General features: G+C 71.2%; 16 protein-coding genes. 15 read left to right on the plus strand and 1 reads right to left on the minus strand.

The window, feature by feature from the left end; genetic code table 11:
* Nucleotides 1–134 precede the first annotated feature (134 nt).
* The 9 genes from hrcA (at nt 135) to ACGFSA_RS03745 (ending at nt 10783) form a co-directional block, all read left to right on the plus strand.
* Complete coding sequence (hrcA, locus tag ACGFSA_RS03705) at nt 135–1151, plus strand: heat-inducible transcriptional repressor HrcA (RefSeq protein WP_393299132.1); 1017 nt, start codon at nt 135–137, stop codon at nt 1149–1151.
* Nucleotides 1152–2288, plus strand: coding sequence for a molecular chaperone DnaJ (gene dnaJ / locus ACGFSA_RS03710; protein WP_393299135.1), 1137 nt, complete (start codon nt 1152–1154; stop codon nt 2286–2288).
* A gap of 143 nt (nt 2289–2431) precedes the next feature.
* The gene (locus tag ACGFSA_RS03715; protein ID WP_393299138.1) at nt 2432–3505 is read left to right on the plus strand and encodes a nitronate monooxygenase; all 1074 of its coding nucleotides are present in this window, start codon (nt 2432–2434) and stop codon (nt 3503–3505) included.
* Nucleotides 3502–4248 carry a 16S rRNA (uracil(1498)-N(3))-methyltransferase gene (locus tag ACGFSA_RS03720; RefSeq protein WP_393299141.1) on the plus strand — a complete coding sequence of 249 codons (747 nt, stop codon included), beginning with the start codon at nt 3502–3504 and terminating at the stop codon, nt 4246–4248. Before ACGFSA_RS03715 ends, ACGFSA_RS03720 begins: the two co-directional genes overlap by 4 nt.
* Nucleotides 4249–4342: 94 nt before the next feature.
* A complete protein-coding gene (locus ACGFSA_RS03725) occupies nt 4343–4882 on the plus strand; it encodes a hypothetical protein (RefSeq protein WP_393299144.1) in 540 nt (179 codons plus the stop codon).
* A 79-nt stretch (nt 4883–4961) separates the two neighbouring features.
* Nucleotides 4962–8210 (plus strand): S41 family peptidase, encoded by a 3249-nt coding sequence (locus tag ACGFSA_RS03730; protein WP_393299147.1) that lies wholly within the window; start codon nt 4962–4964, stop codon nt 8208–8210.
* A gap of 219 nt (nt 8211–8429) precedes the next feature.
* Nucleotides 8430–8789, plus strand: coding sequence for a histidine triad nucleotide-binding protein (locus tag ACGFSA_RS03735; protein ID WP_358859004.1), 360 nt, complete (start codon nt 8430–8432; stop codon nt 8787–8789).
* Nucleotides 8790–8823: 34 nt separating this feature from the next.
* Entirely contained in the window at nt 8824–9741 is a 918-nt protein-coding gene (locus ACGFSA_RS03740; RefSeq protein WP_393299150.1) for a ribonuclease Z, read from the plus strand.
* A gap of 49 nt (nt 9742–9790) precedes the next feature.
* Nucleotides 9791–10783, plus strand: coding sequence for an adenosine deaminase (locus ACGFSA_RS03745; protein ID WP_393299472.1), 993 nt, complete (start codon nt 9791–9793; stop codon nt 10781–10783).
* Here the strand turns inward: ACGFSA_RS03745 and ACGFSA_RS03750 are convergent.
* Complete coding sequence (locus ACGFSA_RS03750) at nt 10747–12105, minus strand: MFS transporter (protein ID WP_393299153.1); 1359 nt, start codon at nt 12103–12105, stop codon at nt 10747–10749. The two genes, ACGFSA_RS03745 and ACGFSA_RS03750, sit on opposite strands and share 37 nt — an antisense overlap.
* Before the next feature lie 351 nt (nt 12106–12456).
* Between ACGFSA_RS03750 and ACGFSA_RS03755 the strand changes: the two genes are divergently transcribed.
* The 6 genes from ACGFSA_RS03755 (at nt 12457) to ACGFSA_RS03780 (ending at nt 18428) form a co-directional block, all read left to right on the plus strand.
* Nucleotides 12457–13566, plus strand: a complete 1110-nt coding sequence (locus ACGFSA_RS03755; protein WP_393299156.1) for a carbohydrate kinase family protein — start codon at nt 12457–12459, stop codon at nt 13564–13566.
* A 137-nt stretch (nt 13567–13703) separates the two neighbouring features.
* On the plus strand, nt 13704–15800 hold the full coding sequence (locus ACGFSA_RS03760; protein WP_393299159.1) for a PhoH family protein: 2097 nt from the start codon (nt 13704–13706) through the stop codon (nt 15798–15800).
* A gap of 12 nt (nt 15801–15812) precedes the next feature.
* Complete coding sequence (ybeY, locus tag ACGFSA_RS03765; RefSeq protein WP_356481747.1) at nt 15813–16310, plus strand: rRNA maturation RNase YbeY; 498 nt, start codon at nt 15813–15815, stop codon at nt 16308–16310.
* Nucleotides 16307–17599: a hemolysin family protein gene (locus ACGFSA_RS03770; protein WP_393299163.1), complete on the plus strand. Its 1293-nt coding sequence runs from the start codon at nt 16307–16309 to the stop codon at nt 17597–17599. The genes ybeY and ACGFSA_RS03770 overlap by 4 nt, the downstream gene beginning before the upstream one ends.
* On the plus strand, nt 17596–17949 hold the full coding sequence (locus ACGFSA_RS03775; protein WP_393299166.1) for an MmcQ/YjbR family DNA-binding protein: 354 nt from the start codon (nt 17596–17598) through the stop codon (nt 17947–17949). The genes ACGFSA_RS03770 and ACGFSA_RS03775 overlap by 4 nt, the downstream gene beginning before the upstream one ends.
* 125 nt (nt 17950–18074) lie before the next feature.
* Nucleotides 18075–18428, plus strand: coding sequence for a cytidine deaminase (locus ACGFSA_RS03780; protein ID WP_393299169.1), 354 nt, complete (start codon nt 18075–18077; stop codon nt 18426–18428).
* Nucleotides 18429–18530 lie beyond the last annotated feature (102 nt).

An 18530-nucleotide genomic window follows, 5' to 3' on the forward strand; every position in this document is an offset into this window, starting at 1 on the left:
CGGTCGCCCTTGCTAGGGCCCCACCCGATCGCCGTACACTGGCGGGGGATCGCTGGCACTCGTACGCATCGAGTGCCAGGAATCACCGGAGATCGACCAGAACCACCGAGGGAACACAGCTGGAGGTGTGCGCCATGCTCAGCGAACGCAGACTCGAGGTGCTGCGCGCCATCGTCCAGGACTATGTCGGCACCGAGGAGCCCGTCGGCTCCAAGGCGCTCACCGAGCGGCACAAGCTGGGGGTCTCCCCGGCCACCGTCCGCAACGACATGGCGGTGCTGGAGGACGAGGGTTTCATCGCCCAGCCCCACACCAGCGCGGGCCGCATCCCGACGGACAAGGGCTACCGGCTCTTCGTCGACAAGCTCGCCGGGGTCAAGCCCCTGTCGTCGCCGGAGCGCAGGGCCATCCAGAACTTCCTCGACGGCGCGGTCGACCTCGACGATGTCGTGGGCCGCACCGTACGGCTGCTCGCGCAGTTGACCCGGCAGGTCGCCGTCGTGCAGTACCCCTCGCTGACCCGGTCCACGGTGCGGCATGTGGAACTGCTGTCGCTGGCGCCCGCCCGGCTGATGCTCGTGCTGATCACGGACACCGGCCGGGTCGAACAGCGCATGATCGACTGTCCCGCGCCGTTCGGTGAGACCTCTCTCGCCGATCTGCGGGCCCGGCTCAACAGCCGGGTCGTGGGGCGCCGGTTCTCGGACGTCCCGCAGCTGGTGCAGGACCTGCCGGAATCCTTCGAGGGCGAGGACCGGGGAACCGTGTCCACCGTGCTCTCCACCCTGCTCGAAACCCTCGTCGAGGAGACGGAGGAGCGGCTGATGATCGGCGGCACCTCCAACCTCACCCGCTTCGGGCACGACTTCCCTCTGATGATCCGGCCGGTGCTGGAGGCACTGGAGGAGCAGGTCGTGCTGCTGAAGCTGCTCGGCGAGGCCAAGGACTCGGGCATGACCGTACGTATCGGGCACGAGAACGCCCATGAGGGGCTCAACTCCACGTCCGTCGTCGCGGTCGGCTACGGTTCGGGCGACGAGGCAGTCGCCAAACTCGGCGTGGTCGGACCGACCCGCATGGACTACCCCGGAACGATGGGAGCGGTACGCGCAGTGGCACGTTACGTCGGACAGATCCTGGCGGAGTCGTAAGTGGCCACCGACTACTACGCCGTTCTCGGCGTGCGCCGCGACGCACCTCAGGACGAGATCAAGAAGGCCTTCCGGCGGCTCGCACGCGAGCTGCATCCGGACGTCAACCCCGATCCGAAGACCCAGGAGCGGTTCAAGGAGATCAACGCCGCCTACGAGGTGTTGTCGGACCCGCAGAAGAAGCAGGTCTACGACCTCGGCGGTGACCCGCTGTCCGCCTCCGGCGGCGGCGGCGCGGGCGGATTCGGACAGGGTGGCTTCGGCAACTTCTCCGACATCATGGACGCGTTCTTCGGCACGGCGTCGCAGCGCGGACCGCGGTCGCGCACCCGGCGCGGCCAGGACGCGATGATCCGGCTGGAGATCGATCTCGCCGAGGCGGCGTTCGGTACCACCAAGGACATCCAGGTCGACACGGCCGTCGTCTGTACGACCTGCAGCGGCGAGGGCGCCGCACCCGGCACCTCCGCCCAGACCTGTGACATGTGCCGTGGCCGCGGCGAGGTCTCCCAGGTCACCCGGTCGTTCCTCGGCCAGGTCATGACCTCGCGGCCCTGCCCGCAGTGCCAGGGCTTCGGTACGGTCGTGCCGACCCCGTGCCCGGAGTGCGCCGGTGACGGCCGCATCCGTTCGCGGCGCACGCTCACCGTGAAGATCCCCGCCGGTGTCGACAACGGCACCCGCATCCAGCTCGCGGGCGAGGGCGAGGTCGGCCCCGGCGGCGGCCCGGCCGGCGACCTGTACGTCGAGATCCATGAGCTGCCGCACCCGGTGTTCCAGCGACGCGGCGACGATCTGCACTGCACGGTCACCATCCCCATGACGGCGGGCGCACTCGGCACGAAGGTGCCGCTGGAGACGCTCGACGGCTTGGAGGAGGTCGACATCCGGCCGGGCACCCAGTCCGGCCAGTCGGTCCCGCTGCACGGCCGCGGCATCACGCATCTGCGGGGCGGCGGGCGCGGCGACCTGATCGTGCACGTCGAGGTGACGACCCCGTCGAAGCTGGACCCGGAGCAGGAGCGACTGCTGCGGGAGCTCGCGAAGCTGCGTGGCGAGGAGCGGCCCACCGGTCAGTTCCAGCCAGGGCAACAGGGACTCTTCTCCCGCCTGAAGGATGCGTTCAACGGCCGCTGAGGACCGTCCGCACCCCGCTGTTCCCTTGCGCCGTAGCGCCCGCCCGTCCCCGGACCGGCGGGCGCTACGGCGTTCCGCGGATACCGCTCCGGCCGTGCCGTGGCTGATTCGGCAGGGTGCACCGGACGTGACACGATGCGGTCATGTCATCCGCGTTGACCGATCTCTGCCGGTATCCGGTCGTGCAGGCCCCGATGGCGGGCGGTGTGTCCTGTCCGCAGCTCGTGTCGGCCGTTGCCGAAGCCGGTGGGCTCGGCTTCCTGGCCGCCGGGTACAAGACGGCGGACGGCATGTACAACGAGATCAAACAGCTGCGCGGAATGACTGGTCAGCCGTTCGGCGTCAACCTCTTCATGCCGCAGCCGAACCTCGCGGACCCGAGCGCCGTCGAGGTGTACCGGCACCAGCTCGCCGGTGAGGCCGCCTGGTACGAGACCCCGCTCGGTGACCCGGACTCCAGCGGTGACGACGGCTACGAGGCCAAGCTCGCGATTCTCCTGGAGGACCCCGTTCCGGTGGTCTCCTTCACGTTCGGCTGCCCCACCCGCGACGCCCTCGACGCGCTCGCCGGAGTCGGTACGTACACCGTCGTGACGGTCACCTCGCCCGAGGAGGCCCAGGCCGCCCAGTGGGCGGGCGCCGACGCGATCTGTGTCCAGGGCGTCGAGGCGGGCGGCCATCGGTCCACCCACCGCGACGACCCGCAGACCGACGACGCCGGCATCGGGCTGCTCTCCCTGGTGGCCCAGGTCCGTGAGACCGTCCAGCTGCCGCTCATCGCGTCCGGCGGCATCATGCGCGGCTCCCAGATCGCGGCGGTCCTCGCGGCGGGCGCGGAGGCGGCGCAGCTCGGCACGGCATTCCTGGTCTGCCCCGAGTCCGGCGCCCATCTGCTGCACAAGCAGGCGCTGACCAACCCGCTGTTCGTACGGACGGCCCTGACCCGGGCGTTCTCCGGACGCCCCGCCCGCGGCCTCGTCAACCGCTTCGTGCGCGAGCACGGTCCGTACGCTCCCGCCGCCTACCCACAGGTGCACCATGTCACCAGTGGGCTGCGCAAGGCCGCGGCCAGGGCCGGGGACGCGCAGGGCATGGCCCTGTGGGCGGGCCAGGGCCACCGCATGGCACGCGAGTTGCCGGCCGGCCGGCTGGTCGAGCTGCTCGCCGAAGAACTGGACGCCGCACACGCGGCACCGAGCACAAGGAGCACGCAGTGACCGCACCGGTCTTCGTCGTCGAACAGGTCCCCGCCGGGCCCGAGTTCGTCCTGGACGGCCCCGAGGGGCGGCACGCCGTTTCGGTCAAGCGGCTGCGGGCCGGTGAGGACGTCGTCCTGACGGACGGGCACGGCCGGTGGACGGAAGGGATCGTGCGGGCCGCCGAGGGCAAGGACCGGCTGGTGGTGACGGACCTCTGCACGGTCCACGAGGAGCCCCGTCCCACGCCCCGCATCACCGTGGTCCAGGCGCTCCCCAAGGGTGACCGCGGCGAGGTCGCCGTCGAGACGATGACGGAGACGGGCGTCGACGCGATCGTGCCGTGGCAGGCTTCGCGCTGCATCACCCAGTGGAAGGGCGACCGCGGTCTCAAGGCCCTCGCGAAGTGGCGGAACACGGCCCGCGAGGCGGGCAAGCAGTCGCGCCGGGTGCGATTCCCGGAGGTGACGGACGCACTGACGACCAAACAGGTTGCCGCACTTCTGGCCACAGCCGACTTCGCGGCCGTCCTGCACGAGGACCGGGGGTACGACAGCGAGCCGCTGGCCACCGTCGGACTGCCCGCAGGGGGCGAGATCGTCCTGGTCGTGGGCCCCGAGGGCGGTGTGTCGCCCGAGGAACTGGCGGCCTTCTCCGAGGCGGGCGCCCGGACCTGCCGGCTCGGCCGGAGCGTCCTGCGCACCTCGACGGCGGGCACCGCGGCGACGGCACTGCTGCTGGGGCGCACCGGCCGCTGGGCGTAACCGCCGTATACAACACGTCCGGTGTGGCTGCAAGCGGTCTACCGCACTGCGGGGGAGTGGTGGGACCCTGCCACGTATGGGGACATTGAGGGCATTGAGTCCATGGGGTCGCGGCCGGACCCATCACATTCCGGCCGTACTGTGCCTCGTCGGTGCGGCGGTTGCGGGGGCCGTCGCCTGCGAGCCGATCTACGGGCTGAACTCCGCGTCCGTCGCCCTGACCACCGACCGGACCGGCACCGCGGCGCTGGAGCGCAAAGGGGTCGATGTGCAGTGGCTGAACTGCACGGCCCAGGTCGAGGGCGGCGGTAAGACGCCGTCCTCGACCCGGCCCTCCGCGTCCGTGCGGCAGGTGGCGCACGTCGACTGCCGCGGCCGGACCACGGGCGGCAAGGACATCACACTCGTCGGCAAGGTCACGAAGGAGGTCAACGGGCTTTGTGTACGGGGGGACTTGACCGGGAAGGTCGGCGGCAGGACCGTCCTGCGGGCCGATGTGCTCGGCAACTGTCGCGCCGCCCCCTCGACCGGCCGCGTGACACCGCCGACGGGCGGCGGAAACGACGGTGGCGGCCGTGCCCGGCCGACCGTCACCGTGACCGTCACGGTGACCGGGCATCCGCAGGGCAAGTGAGTGGGTCCGGCACACGGGCGGGGGCGGACTCCGGCCAACCCCGTTCCCCGGAGCACGACCGCAGCCTAGGGTGATCGATGTGACACAGCCTGCCTATCTCCGGTACCCCCATGTCCAGGGCGACTTGATCGCCTTCACCGCCGAGGACGATGTCTGGCTGGCGCCGCTCGACGGTGGCCGGGCCTGGCGGGTCAGCGCCGACAACCGGCCCGTCCGCCAGCCACACATATCGCCCGACGGCACCCACGTCGCCTGGACGTCCACCCGGGACGGCGCCCCCGAGGTGCACCTCGCCCCCGTCGACGGAGGCCCTTCGAAGCGGCTGACCTACTGGGGCGACGCGCGGACCACCGTACGCGGCTGGACCCCCGAGGGCGACGTCCTGGTGACCAGCACCCAGGGGCAGGTGTCGCTGCGCCGCAGCTGGGCCCGGGCCGTCCCGGTCGACGGCGGGCCGGCGCGGACCCTGCCGTACGGACCGGTCGGCTCCCTCGCGTACGGACCCGGCGGACGGGTCCTGCTGCTCTCCGCCGCCATGGGGCGCGAGGCCGCCACCTGGAAGCGCTACCGGGGCGGCACGGCGGGCAAGTTGTGGCTCGCGCAAGCGCCAGGGGAAGGCCAGGGTCCTGACGGCGTCGCGGACTTCGTACGGATCCACGAGGGCCTCGACGGCAACATCGAATGCCCGATGTGGGTCGGCGACCGGCTCGCCTTCCTCTCCGACCACGAAGGCGTCGGCGCGCTCTACTCCTCGCTCCCCGACGGCTCCGACCTGCGTCGGCACACCGAGGCCGAGGGCTTCTACGCCCGCCACGCGACGACCGACGGCACCCGCGTCAGCTACGCCTCGGCCGGTGAGCTGTGGCTGCTCGACGACCTGGAAGGCACCGGACCCCGGCGTCTCGACATCCGACTCGGCGGCCAGCGCGCCGACCTCCAGCCGCACTCCGTGCACGCCGGGAGCCACCTCGACGCGGCGTCCCCGGACCGTACCGGCCGCGGCAGTGCCGTCGGGACGCGCGGCGCCGTCCACTGGGTCACCCACCGCGAGGGCCCGGCCCGCGCACTGGCCGTCGAACCCGGGGTGCGGGCCAGACTGCCCCGCACCTTCCAGGCCGACGGCGATCAGCACGTCGTCTGGGTCACCGACGCGGAGGGCGACGACGCCCTGGAGTGCGCACCCGCCACCGGAACCGCTCCGGGCACCGCACCGCGCCGGCTGGCCGCCGGCCGGCTCGGCAGGGTGCTCGACCTGGCGACGGCCGCCGACGGCAGCCGGTTCGCCGTCGCCTCGCACGACGGCCGGATCCTGATCGTCGAGCGGGAGAGCGGCGAGGTCCACGAGGTCGACCGCAGCGAACACGGCGACGCCTCCGGACTCGTCTTCTCACCGGACTCGGCATGGCTCGCCTGGTCCCACCCCGGGCCCGAGCCGCTGAGCCAGCTCAAGCTCGCGCACCTCGCCGATCTGTCGGTCGCCGAGGCCACGCCGCTCCGCTTCCGGGACTACGCCCCCGCGTTCACCGTCGACGGCAAGCACCTCGCCTTCCTCTCCGAACGGGCCTTCGACCCGGTCTACGACGCGCACGTCTTCGACCTGGCCTTCGTCGGCGCCTGCCGCCCGCACCTGTTGACGCTCGCCGCCACCACACCCTCCCCGTTCGGGCCGCAGCGCCACGGCCGCCCGGCCGAGAAGGAGAAGAGCTCCGGCGACGGCGACCAGGACAACCCCACCGCGCTGCCCGTCACCCGGATCGACCTCGACGGGCTCGCCGACCGGATCGTGCCGCTGCCCGTCGAGGCCGCCCGCTACTCCTCGCTGCGCGCGGCGAAGGACGGACTGCTGTGGCTGCGGCACCCGGTGACGGGCGTGCTCGGTACGGCAGGGGCGACGACGGACTCCCGGGGACCGGAGACCGTCCTGGAGCGGTACGACCTGGAGAAGCTGCACAGCGACGAACTCGCCTCCGACGTCAGCTGGTTCGCCGTCAGCGGCGACGGCAAGCGGCTGATCCTGCACACCCGGGGCAAGCTGCGCGTCGTACCCGCCGACAGCCGTGTCCCGGCAGGCTCCGACGACGACCACGACAGCAGCGACAACAGCGTCACCGTCGACCTCTCCCGGATCCGCCGGACCGTCGAACCGGCCGCCGAATGGCGCCAGATGTACGACGAGGCCGGCCGCATCATGCGCGACAACTTCTGGCGGCCCGACATGGGCGGCGTCGACTGGGACGGCGTCCTCGACCGCTACCGGCCGGTGCTGGCGCGCGTCGCCACCCATGACGACCTCGTCGACCTGCTCTGGGAGGTGCAGGGGGAGCTCGGCACCTCGCACGCGTATGTGACGCCGCCGGGCGGCCGGAACGACGACGCGAGCCGGCAGGGGCTGCTCGGGGTCGACATCTCCCGCACGGACGAAGGCCATTGGCGTATCGACCGGATCCTGCCGTCCGAGACGTCCGACCCGGCAGCCCGCTCGCCGCTCGCCGCGCCCGGCGTCGCGGTCCGCGCCGGGGACGCGATCCTCGCCGTCGACGGGCAGGAGATCGACCCCCTGACCGGGCCCGGGCCGCTGCTCACCGGCTCGGCGGGCAAGCCGGTCGAGCTGACCGTCTCGCCGGCGGACGGCGGCAACCTGCGTCATGTCGTCGTCGTGCCGACCGCGGACGAGGAGGCGCTGCGGTACCACGCGTGGGTGGCGGACCGGCGGGCGTACGTGCACGAGCGGTCCGGCGGACGCCTCGGCTACCTCCACGTCCCCGACATGGTCGGCTCCGGCTGGGCGCAGCTCCACCGGGACCTGCGGGTCGAAGTGGCCCGTGAGGGGCTGGTGGTGGACGTACGGGAGAACCGCGGCGGTCACACGTCGCAGCTGGTCGTGGAGAAGCTGGCCCGCCGCATCGTCGGCTGGGACCTGCCGCGCGGCATGCAGCCGTACAGCTACCCCTTGGACGCGCCGCGCGGTCCGGTGGTGGCCGTGGCGAACGAGTTCTCCGGCTCGGACGGCGACATCGTGAACGCGGCGATCAAGGCGCTCGGGATCGGGCCGGTGGTCGGTACGCGGACGTGGGGCGGCGTGGTCGGCATCGACAGCCGGTACCGGCTGGTCGACGGCACGCTGGTCACGCAGCCCAAGTACGCGTTCTGGCTCGAGGGGTACGGCTGGGGAGTGGAGAACCACGGGGTGGACCCGGACGTGGAGGTCGTGATGGCGCCGCAGGACCATGCGGCGGGACGGGATCCGCAGCTGGACGCCGCGATCCGGATCGCGCTGGAGGGGCTCGCGGAGAGCCCGGCGAAGTCGGCACCGGGTCTGCCGGGATAACGGCCTCCCCCGCGACAGGGAGCCCACTCCCTGTCGCGGGGGAGGCCGTCAGGGGCTGGGGCCTTTCCTCCGGATCCGGCCTGACCCGGTGGAAAGGCCCTCGTTCCCCTGCCCGCCCGTTCCCGGGACCGGGGTTCCGCCCCCGGTTTCGGGAACGGGGCAACCGCGCCCGATAGCATGCCCGTGTACGGATCAACCACGCGACCGAGGAGCCCGGCCATGGCGGGAGAACCGCAGCCCGACTGCCTGTTCTGCAAGATCGTCTCGGGAGACGTCCCGGCAACCATCGTCCGCGAGACCGAGACGACCGTCGCCTTCCGCGACATCAACCCCCAGGCCCCCACCCACATCCTCGTCATCCCCCGCGTCCACCACCGCGACGCCGCCACCCTCGCCGCCGCCGAGCCGCAGATCGCCGCCGACATACTGCTCGAGGCCGCGAACGTCGCCGCCGACGAGAAGATCACCGACACCGGTTACCGGGTCGTCTTCAACACCGGCACCGGTGCCGGGCAGACCGTCTTCCACGCGCACGCCCACGTCCTGGGTGGCCGCGGAATGCAGTGGCCGCCCGGATAACGCCGAACCACCCGAATCGCAGGCCGCCGCACCTATGTCCGTACGCGAACTCGTCGTTCTCGGCACCGCCAGCCAGGTTCCCACCCGGCACCGCAACCACAACGGCTATCTGCTGCGCTGGGACGGCGAGGGCATCCTCTTCGACCCCGGTGAGGGCACCCAGCGCCAGATGCTGCGCGCCGGTGTCGCCGCGCACGACATCAACCGGATCTGCGTCACGCACTTCCACGGGGACCACTCCCTCGGCCTTGCCGGGGTGATCCAGCGCATCAATCTCGACCAGGTCCCGCACCCTGTGAGCGCGCACTACCCGGCGAGCGGGCAGCGCTTCTTCGAGCGGCTGCGGTACGCGACCGCCTACCACGAATCCGTCGAGCTGACCGAGGCCCCGGTCACGGCCGACGGGGTCCTCGCCGAGACCGCCGCGTACACCCTGCACGCCCACCGGCTCTCCCACCCCGTCGAGTCGTACGGCTACCGCCTCGTCGAGCCCGACCGGCTGCGCATGCTGCCCGACCGGCTCGCCGAGCACGGGATCAGGGGACCGGACGTCGGACGGATCCAGCGCGAGGGCTCGCTGGGCGGCGTCGGCCTCGACGAGGTCTCCGAGCGCAGGCGCGGCCAGCGCTTCGCGTTCATCATGGACACGAGGCTCTGCGACGGCGTGTACACGCTCGCCGAGGGGTGCGACCTGCTGGTCATCGAGTCGACCTTCCTCGACGAGGACGAACGGCTCGCCGCCGACCACGGTCATCTCACCGCCGGACAGGCGGCCCGGGTGGCCCGGGAGGCGGGCGTACGGCATCTCGTGCTGACGCACTTCTCGCAGCGGTACGGAGATCCGGGTGTCTTCGCCACCCAGGCCCGCGCCGCCGGGTTCGAGGGCGAACTGACCATCGCCCAGGACCTGATCAGCGTTCCCGTCCCGAGCCGGCATCAACAGCAGCGGTAACCAGCAGCAGCAGCGGTAACCGGCAGCAGCAAGAATGAGCGAGCAACCCGTGCATCTCCCCAAGGCAGAACTCCACCTCCACATCGAAGGAACCCTCGAACCCGAGCTGGCCTTCGCCCTCGCCGAACGGGGTGGCGTGGAGCTGCCCTACGCGAACACCGAAGAGCTGCGCACCGCCTACCTCTTCGACGACCTGCAGTCCTTCCTGGACCTCTATTACGCGCTGATGGCCGTCCTGCGCACCGAGGAGGACTTCGAGCAGCTCGCCGACGCCTACCTCACGCGCGCGGCCGCCCAGGGCGTCCGCCACGCGGAGATCTTCTTCGACCCGCAGGCGCACACCGCCCGTGGCGTCCCGATCGGCACCGTCGTCGAAGGACTCGGCCGGGCGCTCGACCGCAGCGAGGAGACCCATGGCATCTCCACCCAGCTGATCATGTGTTTCCTGCGCGACCAGTCCGCCGAATCGGCCCTGGAGACCCTCGACGCCGCGAAGCCGTACCTGCACCGGATCAGCGCCGTCGGTCTGGACTCGGCGGAGGTGGGGCATCCGCCCGCGAAGTTCCGTGAGGTGTACGAGGCGGCCGGGGCGCTCGGGCTGCGGAAGGTCGCACACGCCGGGGAGGAAGGTCCGCCGGAGTACATCCGGGAGGCGCTCGACGTCCTCGGGGTCGAGCGCATCGACCACGGGCTGCGCTGCATGGAGGACCCGGACCTGGTGAAGCGGCTCGCAGCCGACCGGGTGCCGCTCACCCTCTGCCCGCTGTCCAACGTACGGCTGCGCGCCATCGACACCCTGGAGCAGCACCCGCTGCGGGCGATGCTGGACGCCGGGCTGCTCTGCACGGTGAACTCCGACGACCCCGCGTACTTCGGCGGATACGTCGGAGACACCTTCCAAGCCGTCCAGGAGGCGCTCGGGCTCGAGCGTGAGCAGCTGCGCACCCTGGCCCGGCACTCCTTCGAGGCGGCCTTCCTCGACCACGACGAGGAGCGCAGGTCGCGCTACCTGTCGGAGGTCGAGGCGTACGCGTTCGACTGACCGTCCGCGCCCGACGGACCGGCCGTCCGGAACGCGTTCCTGCCGAGGCGCCTGCGGCGCAGCGCGGGCATGCTGATCTCCGTGACGGCCTGTTCCGGCGCGCCCATCCTGGGCACCGCGCCGGACAGCGTGCCGGTGGTCGCGGCGAGCAGCGCCGCGGGGGCGCCGCCCCGGCGGCGGACGGAGCCGGGCACCAGCGGACGGCCCCCGGTGTGCAGCGCGACGGCCGTGACCGGGGCGGCGACCACCAGGGTCACGGCGCCCAGGATCAGGCCCATCACCGGGTAGCCCGCCGTCTCGGACAGCACACTGCCGAGGACCGGGCCGCAGGCCACGCCGACGGACGACGCGGAGCCCGCGAGGACCGCCCAGCGGCCCCGTACATCCAGTGACGCGGCCAGACCGATCAGGTACGACAGGACCACCGGATAGACGGTGTTCCACGTGATCTCACCGGTGGCGAACGAGCCGAGCCCGGCGGCCGACGAGCTGAGCACGATGCTGCCCGCGATGACCACGGTGCCGAGACCGATCGGGACGGCCCGGCCGAGTCTGGCGCCCAGCACTCCGGCGCCCATCACGCCGAGCAGGCCGGCGCCGAGCGCGGCGGCGAACACCGCGCCGATGGTGACCTCGGAGAGTCCGGCCTGGGACACTCCGATCCGGCTGCTGACCCCCCACAGGGCGTTCTGCGCCATCGACCAGACGAGCATGCCGCCCGCCAGCACCAGACCGGAGCGGCGGTGCGGCAGCCGCCCGCCCACCGGTGCCGTCGAACCGGTGGGCGCCGAGCCGCCGAGCCGCGCGGTGGCGGGCCAGACGAGCAGGGCGACCAGGGCGATCGAGGCGAACGGCACCCGGTGGCCGCCACCCAGGTGAGGGATCGTCAGATAGAGGGCGCCCGCGGTCGCGGAGACGCTCAGCAGGCCCAGGGACGAGGTCCGGTGCGGGTCGCGCTGCGCGGCGATACCGGCCGCGGCCACTGCCGTCGCCGTACCCGAGCCGAGCCCGCCGATCACCGCGCCCATGACCACGAGGGGCACGGAACCGGCCAGCGCGGCGCAGCCGTAGCCCACCACGGCCAGCGCCAGTCCGGCCCGGGCCGGTCTCCGCGACCCGTACCGCTCGACCCGGCCCGCCAGTGTGAACCCGGCGGTGGCCGAACTCAGCAGGAGCGCGCTGCCGACCAGACCCGCCTGGGCCGCGCTGAGGCCCAGATGGGTGGAGAGCCGGCCGACGATGGTGGGGAGCAGATAGGCGGCGAGGTAACCGGCGGTGAACACGGCGACCAGGGGCCACGCGGCGCGAGGGCGCGGGGACATGGGCGTTCCTGAAGACATGCCGGAGGAGGCAGGGAAGGCGGGGAGGGGTGCAGCGGGGGGACATGGCACTCGTCGGTATCGATCGGCGACGGTGCGTGCGGGCCAATTTCTATCAAGTGCGCACAGTCGACCGAAAGTCACCCGTGAGTGATCTGGACCACACTGGTGTTTGCCACCTCATGAAGCGGGTAGCAGCGCATGTTTACGCAGGTCAGTGTTGGTATGCGCAGACCCGGGCGGATCGGGCACCGGTCCGGCTCACGCCCGCCCGGTGCGATGGCGCGGACCCACCCCCGGATGCCGGGGGGATCGGGCACACTGGCCGGATCTGCCACGACCGGGGAGTGCAAGGTGAGCACAGACAATCCAGGCATCGACCCACTGGACGGGCTGCGTGCCCCGCAGGACCCGGACTGCGATGTGTTCCTCACCGGCACGGTCTTCCTCGACATCGTCTTCACCGGCCTGGACAGCGCCCCGGTCCGCGGCACCGAGTCCTGGGCGCGCGGCATGGGCTCCAGCCCAGGCGGCGTCGCCAACATGGCCACCGCACTGGCCCGGCTCGGACTGCACACCTCGCTCGCCGCCGCGTTCGGCGACGACCACTACGGGGAGTACTGCTGGGACGCCCTTGAACAGGGCGAGGGCATCGACCTCTCGATGTCGCACACCGTCCCCGGCTGGCACTCGCCGGTGACCGTCTCCATGGCGTACGAGGGCGAGCGGACGATGGTCTCGCACGGACACGAGGCTCCGCCACCCGCCGCCCCCTCGCACGCGGACCGGGCCTTCCCGCGCTGCCCGCCGCGCGCCCGCGCCGCCGTCGCCTCGCTGACCCCCGGCCGCAGCGAGCCGTGGGTCGCCGCCGCGGCCCGGCACGGGGCCCGGATCTTCGCCGACGTCGGCTGGGACGAGACCGGCCGCTGGGACCTGGACGCGCTGCCCGACCTGCGGCACTGCCAGGCGTTCCTGCCCAACGCGGAGGAGGCGATGCGCTACACCCGTACCGACTGCCCCCGTGCCGCCGCCCGCGCCCTCGCCGAACGGGTGCCGCTCGCCGTCGTCACCCTGGGCGCGGAGGGCGCCTACGCGGTGGACGCGGCGACCGGTGTCACCGCCGAGGTGCCCGCGATCGAGGTCGAGGCCCTCGACCCGACCGGCGCGGGCGATGTCTTCGTCGCCGGATTCGTCACCGGCACCCTGGCGGACTGGCCGCTGGCCGACCGGCTGGCCTTCGCCGGACTGACCGCGGCGCTCTCCGTCCAGGAGTTCGGCGGGTCCCTGTCGGCGCCGGGCTGGGCGGAGATCGCCGCCTGGTGGCAGCGGGTCCGCACCTGTGACGGGCAGGATCCGGCGGCCCTCCAGCGGTACGCGTTCCTGGAGCATCTGCTTCCCGCCACCGCCCGGCCGTGGCCGCTGCGCCGGGCCGTACCGACGATCGGCTTCCGCCACCCCGCGTGACGCGGGCACAGATGTTCGCATCGTGTGCGAAAAAAGCCCTCGGTGTTGTCCGTGCGGAGTCGTAGGCTTGGTTCCAGAGGTTGTCGAGCGGCGAGAACCCTGCAACGGGAGGTATGTGCAGGCCCGAGGGCCGGCCCATGACTCAGACACCCACACAGCCGCAGGCGCGTGCCCAGATCATGATCCCGGCCGCACACCCCATGGTGATGCTCCTCGGATCGGGCGACTCGCTGCTGCGCGTGATCGAATCGGCTTTCCCGGCGGTCGATATCCATGTCCGGGGCAACGAAATCCGAGCCACGGGTGACGCAGCCGATGTCGCCCTGATCCAGCGCTTGTTCGACGAGATGATGCTCGTGCTCCGCACCGGGCAGCCGATGACGGAGGACGCAGTGGAACGGTCGATCGCCATGCTCCGGGCGAGTGGCAACGGGCAGGGGGAGCCGCAGGGCGAGACGCCCGCCGAGGTGCTCACTCAGAACATCCTCTCCAACCGCGGTCGCACGATCCGCCCCAAGACGCTCAATCAGAAGCGCTACGTCGACGCCATCGACAAGCACACGATCGTCTTCAGCATCGGACCCGCCGGTACCGGCAAGACGTATCTCGCCATGGCGAAGGCGGTCCAGGCCCTGCAGTCCAAGCAGGTCAACCGGATCATCCTGACCAGGCCCGCCGTCGAGGCGGGCGAGCGGCTCGGGTTCCTGCCCGGCACGCTCTTCGACAAGATCGACCCGTATCTGCGCCCGCTCTACGACGCGCTGCACGACATGCTCGACCCCGACTCGATCCCGCGGCTGATGGCGGCGGGCACGATCGAGGTGGCGCCGCTGGCTTACATGCGTGGACGGGCACAACCTGTTTTCACGAACGTCCTGACTCCGGACGGCTGGCGTCCCATCGGCGACCTCCGGGTCGGTGACCTGGTCGTCGGTTCGAATGGCGAACCGACGCCGGTCCTCGGTGTGTATCCGCAGGGCGAGAAGGACATCTACCGGGTCACCGCCCAGGACGGTTCCTGGACCCTGTGCTGCGGCGAGCATCTGTGGACGGTGAGGACGGCCTCGGACAAGCGCCGCAACAAGCCGTGGCGGGTCCTGGAGACCCAGGAGATGATCGGGAACCTGCGTGCGGCTCACGCCCGCCGCTACGAGCTGCCGCTGCTAACGGCACCGGTGTGTTTCCCAGAGCGCGAAGTTCCGATGGATCCCTACGCCCTTGGGCTTCTGCTCGGCGACGGCTGTCTCACCGGCTCCACCACGCCCTCCTTCGCGACGGAGGATCCGGAACTGGCCCTGGCTCTGGAAGCCTCACTCGCCGGCATTGTCGTGCGGCACAAGGGGGGGCCCGACTACGTCCTGAACCGGGTGAAGTCGGCCGGCGACGTGGTCACCCTGGCGAACCCGGTCACCCGAATCCTGCGTGAGCTGGACATCCTGGGCACCCGTTCGCACTCCAAGTTCGTTCCGGACAATTATCTGTACAACTCCGCCGAGGTGCGGCTGGGAGTGCTCCAGGGTCTCCTCGACGCCGACGGCGGACCCGTTGTTCAGGCGGACCGCACGTGCCGCGTTCAGTACACAACGACATCGATCGTGCTCCGTGATGACGTGATCTCTCTCGTGCAGTCGCTCGGCGGTGTCGCGTACACCCGCCGTCGGGCAGCAGAGGGCCGGACACCGGGTCGCGCCAAGGGCCGTGAGGTCCAGCACCGCTACGACGCGCACATTGTCGACATCCGTCTCCCCGAGGGCATCGAGCCCTTCCGGCTCGCCCGCAAGCGCGACACGTACCACGCGGCCGGGGGCGGCGGTCGGCCCATGCGCTTCATCGACAGCATCGAGCCCGCCGGCCGCGAGGAGGCCGTGTGCATCCAGGTGGCGGCGGAGGACTCGCTGTACGTCACCCAGGACTACCTGCTGACGCACAACACCCTCAATGACGCGTTCATCATTCTCGATGAGGCGCAGAACACCAGCGCCGAGCAGATGAAGATGTTCCTGACCCGGCTCGGCTTCGACTCGAAGATCGTCGTCACCGGTGACATCACCCAGGTCGACCTGCCGAACGGCACCAGGAGCGGTCTGCGCCAGGTCCAGGACATCCTGGAAGGCGTGCCGGACGTGCACTTCTCCCGGCTCACCTCCCAGGATGTCGTCCGGCACAAGCTGGTCGGCCGTATCGTCGACGCGTACGAGAAGTACGACAACCGAGACAGCCACAACGGGAAGTAGTCGCAGCGCACCATGTCGATCGACGTCAACAACGAGTCCGGAACCGAGGTCGACGAGCAGGCGATCCTCGACATCGCCCGCTATGCGCTCGCACGGATGCGGATCCACCCGCTCTCCGAACTCTCGGTGATCGTGGTGGACACCGATGCCATGGAGCAGCTCCACATCCAGTGGATGGACCTGCCGGGTCCGACGGATGTCATGTCCTTCCCGATGGACGAACTGCGTCCGCCGTCGAAGGACGACGAGGAGCCCCCGCAGGGGCTCCTCGGTGACATCGTGCTCTGCCCGGAGGTCGCGAAGAAGCAGGGCGAGGACGCGGAGACCCGGCACTCCATGGACGAGGAGCTCCAGCTCCTCACCGTCCACGGGGTGCTGCATCTGCTGGGGTACGACCACGAGGAGCCGGACGAGAAGGCCGAGATGTTCGGTCTCCAGGCGGCGATCGTGGACGGCTGGCGCGCCGAGCACGGCCTGACCGGTCCGTCGCCCGCCCCCACCGTCTCGTGAGCGTCCCCCTCGTCCTGGGTGCCGTTCTGCTGGTCGTGTTCGGCTGGCTGGCGGCCTGCGCCGAGGCGGGCATCGCCCGCACGTCGAGCTTCCGGGCGGCCGAGGCGGTGCGCTCGGGGCGGCGTGGCAGCGACAAGCTGGAACAGGTCGCGGCTGACCCGACCCGCTATCTCAATGTCGCCCTGCTCGTGCGGGTCGCCTGCGAGATGTCGGCCGGCGTGCTCGTCACGTACGTCTGCCTGAAGGAGTTCCCGGAGACCTGGGAGGCACTGGCCGTCGCGATGGGTGTGATGGTCCTCGTGTCGTACGTCGCCATCGGCGTATCGCCGCGCACCATCGGGCGGCAGCACCCGCTGAACACGGCGACGGCCGCGGCGTACGTGCTGCTGCCGCTCGCCAGGATCATGGGCCCGATCCCGCAGCTGCTGATTCTCCTCGGCAACGCGCTCACCCCCGGCAAGGGGTTCCGCAAGGGCCCGTTCGCCAGCGAGGCGGAACTGCGGGCGATGGTCGACCTCGCCGAGCAGGAGTCGCTGATCGAGGACGAGGAGCGGCGCATGGTGCACTCCGTCTTCGAGCTCGGCGACACGCTGGTGCGCGAGGTGATGGTGCCGCGGACGGACCTGGTCTGCATCGAGCGGTACAAGACGATCCGGCAGGCGCTGACCCTGGCCCTGCGCTCCGGGTTCTCCCGGATCCCGGTCACCGGGGAGAACGAGGACGACATCGTCGGGATCGTCTACCTCAAGGACCTGGTCCGCAAGACGCACATCAACCGGGAGTCGGAGGCCGATCCGGTCTCCACGGCGATGCGTCCCGCGGCGTTCGTGCCGGACACCAAGAACGCCGGTGATCTGCTGCGCGAGATGCAGCAGGACCGCAGCCACGTCGCCGTCGTCATCGACGAGTACGGCGGCACGGCGGGCATCGTCACCATCGAGGACATCCTGGAGGAGATCGTCGGTGAGATCACCGACGAGTACGACCGTGAGCTCCCGCCCGTCCAGGAGCTGGAGAACGGCTGCTTCCGGGTGACCGCCCGGCTCGACATCGGCGACCTGGGCGACCTGTTCGGGGTCGACGCCTTCGACGACGAGGACGTGGAGACGGTCGGCGGACTCCTGGCGAAGGCGCTCGGCCGGGTGCCGATCGCCGGGGCTTCCTCGGTCGTCGATCTGCCCGACGGGCGTCGGCTGCGGCTGACCGCGGAGTCCCCGGCGGGGCGCCGGAACAAGATCGTCACGGTACTGGTGGAGCCGGTGGCGCCGGAGGAGGCAGCAGCGGAATGACCCCGCAGGAGTTGAGGGCGTTCTGCCTGGAGTTCAACGCGAGCGTCGAGGAGTTTCCGTTCAGACCGGAGACCTCGGTCTTCAAGGTGCTCGGCAAGATGTTCGCGCTCAGCACGCTGGACGCACGGCCGCTCACGGTCAATCTGAAGTGCGATCCGGATGACGCGCTGCGGCTGCGGGAGGAGCACGCGGCGATCGCCCCGGGGTGGCACATGAACAAACGGCACTGGAACACGGTGACGGTGTCGGGGGTGCCGGGGCGGCTGCTGCGGGAGCTGATCGAGGACTCGTACGACTTGGTGGTGGCGGGGTTGCCGCGGGCGGAGCGGCTGCGGCTGGACCGGGGGTAGAGCGGGCCCGGGGCCGGGGCGCCGCTCCGGACCCGGGCCTCCACCGCCGCAGGGGCCGGCTGCGGCGGGTGATCGGGCGACCGCCCGCGTGCCGGTCCCGGCCGTCCGCTTCGTATGCTCGGCACATGACTGAGAGCACCGACCTCGGCCCCGAGGACCGCAAGATCGTCACGCTGGCGCGCAGCGCCCGCGCCCGCAACGGTGTGCCGGAGGGCGCGGCCGTACGGGACGAGACCGGACGGACGTATGTCGCGGGCACCGTACAGCTGGAGTCGCTGAAGCTGAGCGCCCTGCAGACCGCCGTCGCGATGGCGGTGGCCAGCGGCGCCACTTCTCTGGAGGCGGCCGCGATCGTCTCCGAGGTGGAGACCCCGTCGGACGCGGACCGCGCGGCGGTACGGGACCTCGGCGGGCCGCAGACCCCGGTGCTGCTGGCCGGACCGGACGGCGCGGTGCGGGTCAGTGTGACGGCCGGCTGACCTCGGATGTCGTCAGGATCCCTGGAGCAGGGATCCTGACAACATATGATGGCCCATCAGTTGTGGCATTTCGCTGCCATTGACTTCTTTTCGGCCGGAGTC

The sequence above is a fragment of the Streptomyces sp. NPDC048496 genome, from assembly GCF_043200055.1.
Classification (GTDB): Bacteria; Actinomycetota; Actinomycetes; order Streptomycetales; family Streptomycetaceae; genus Streptomyces.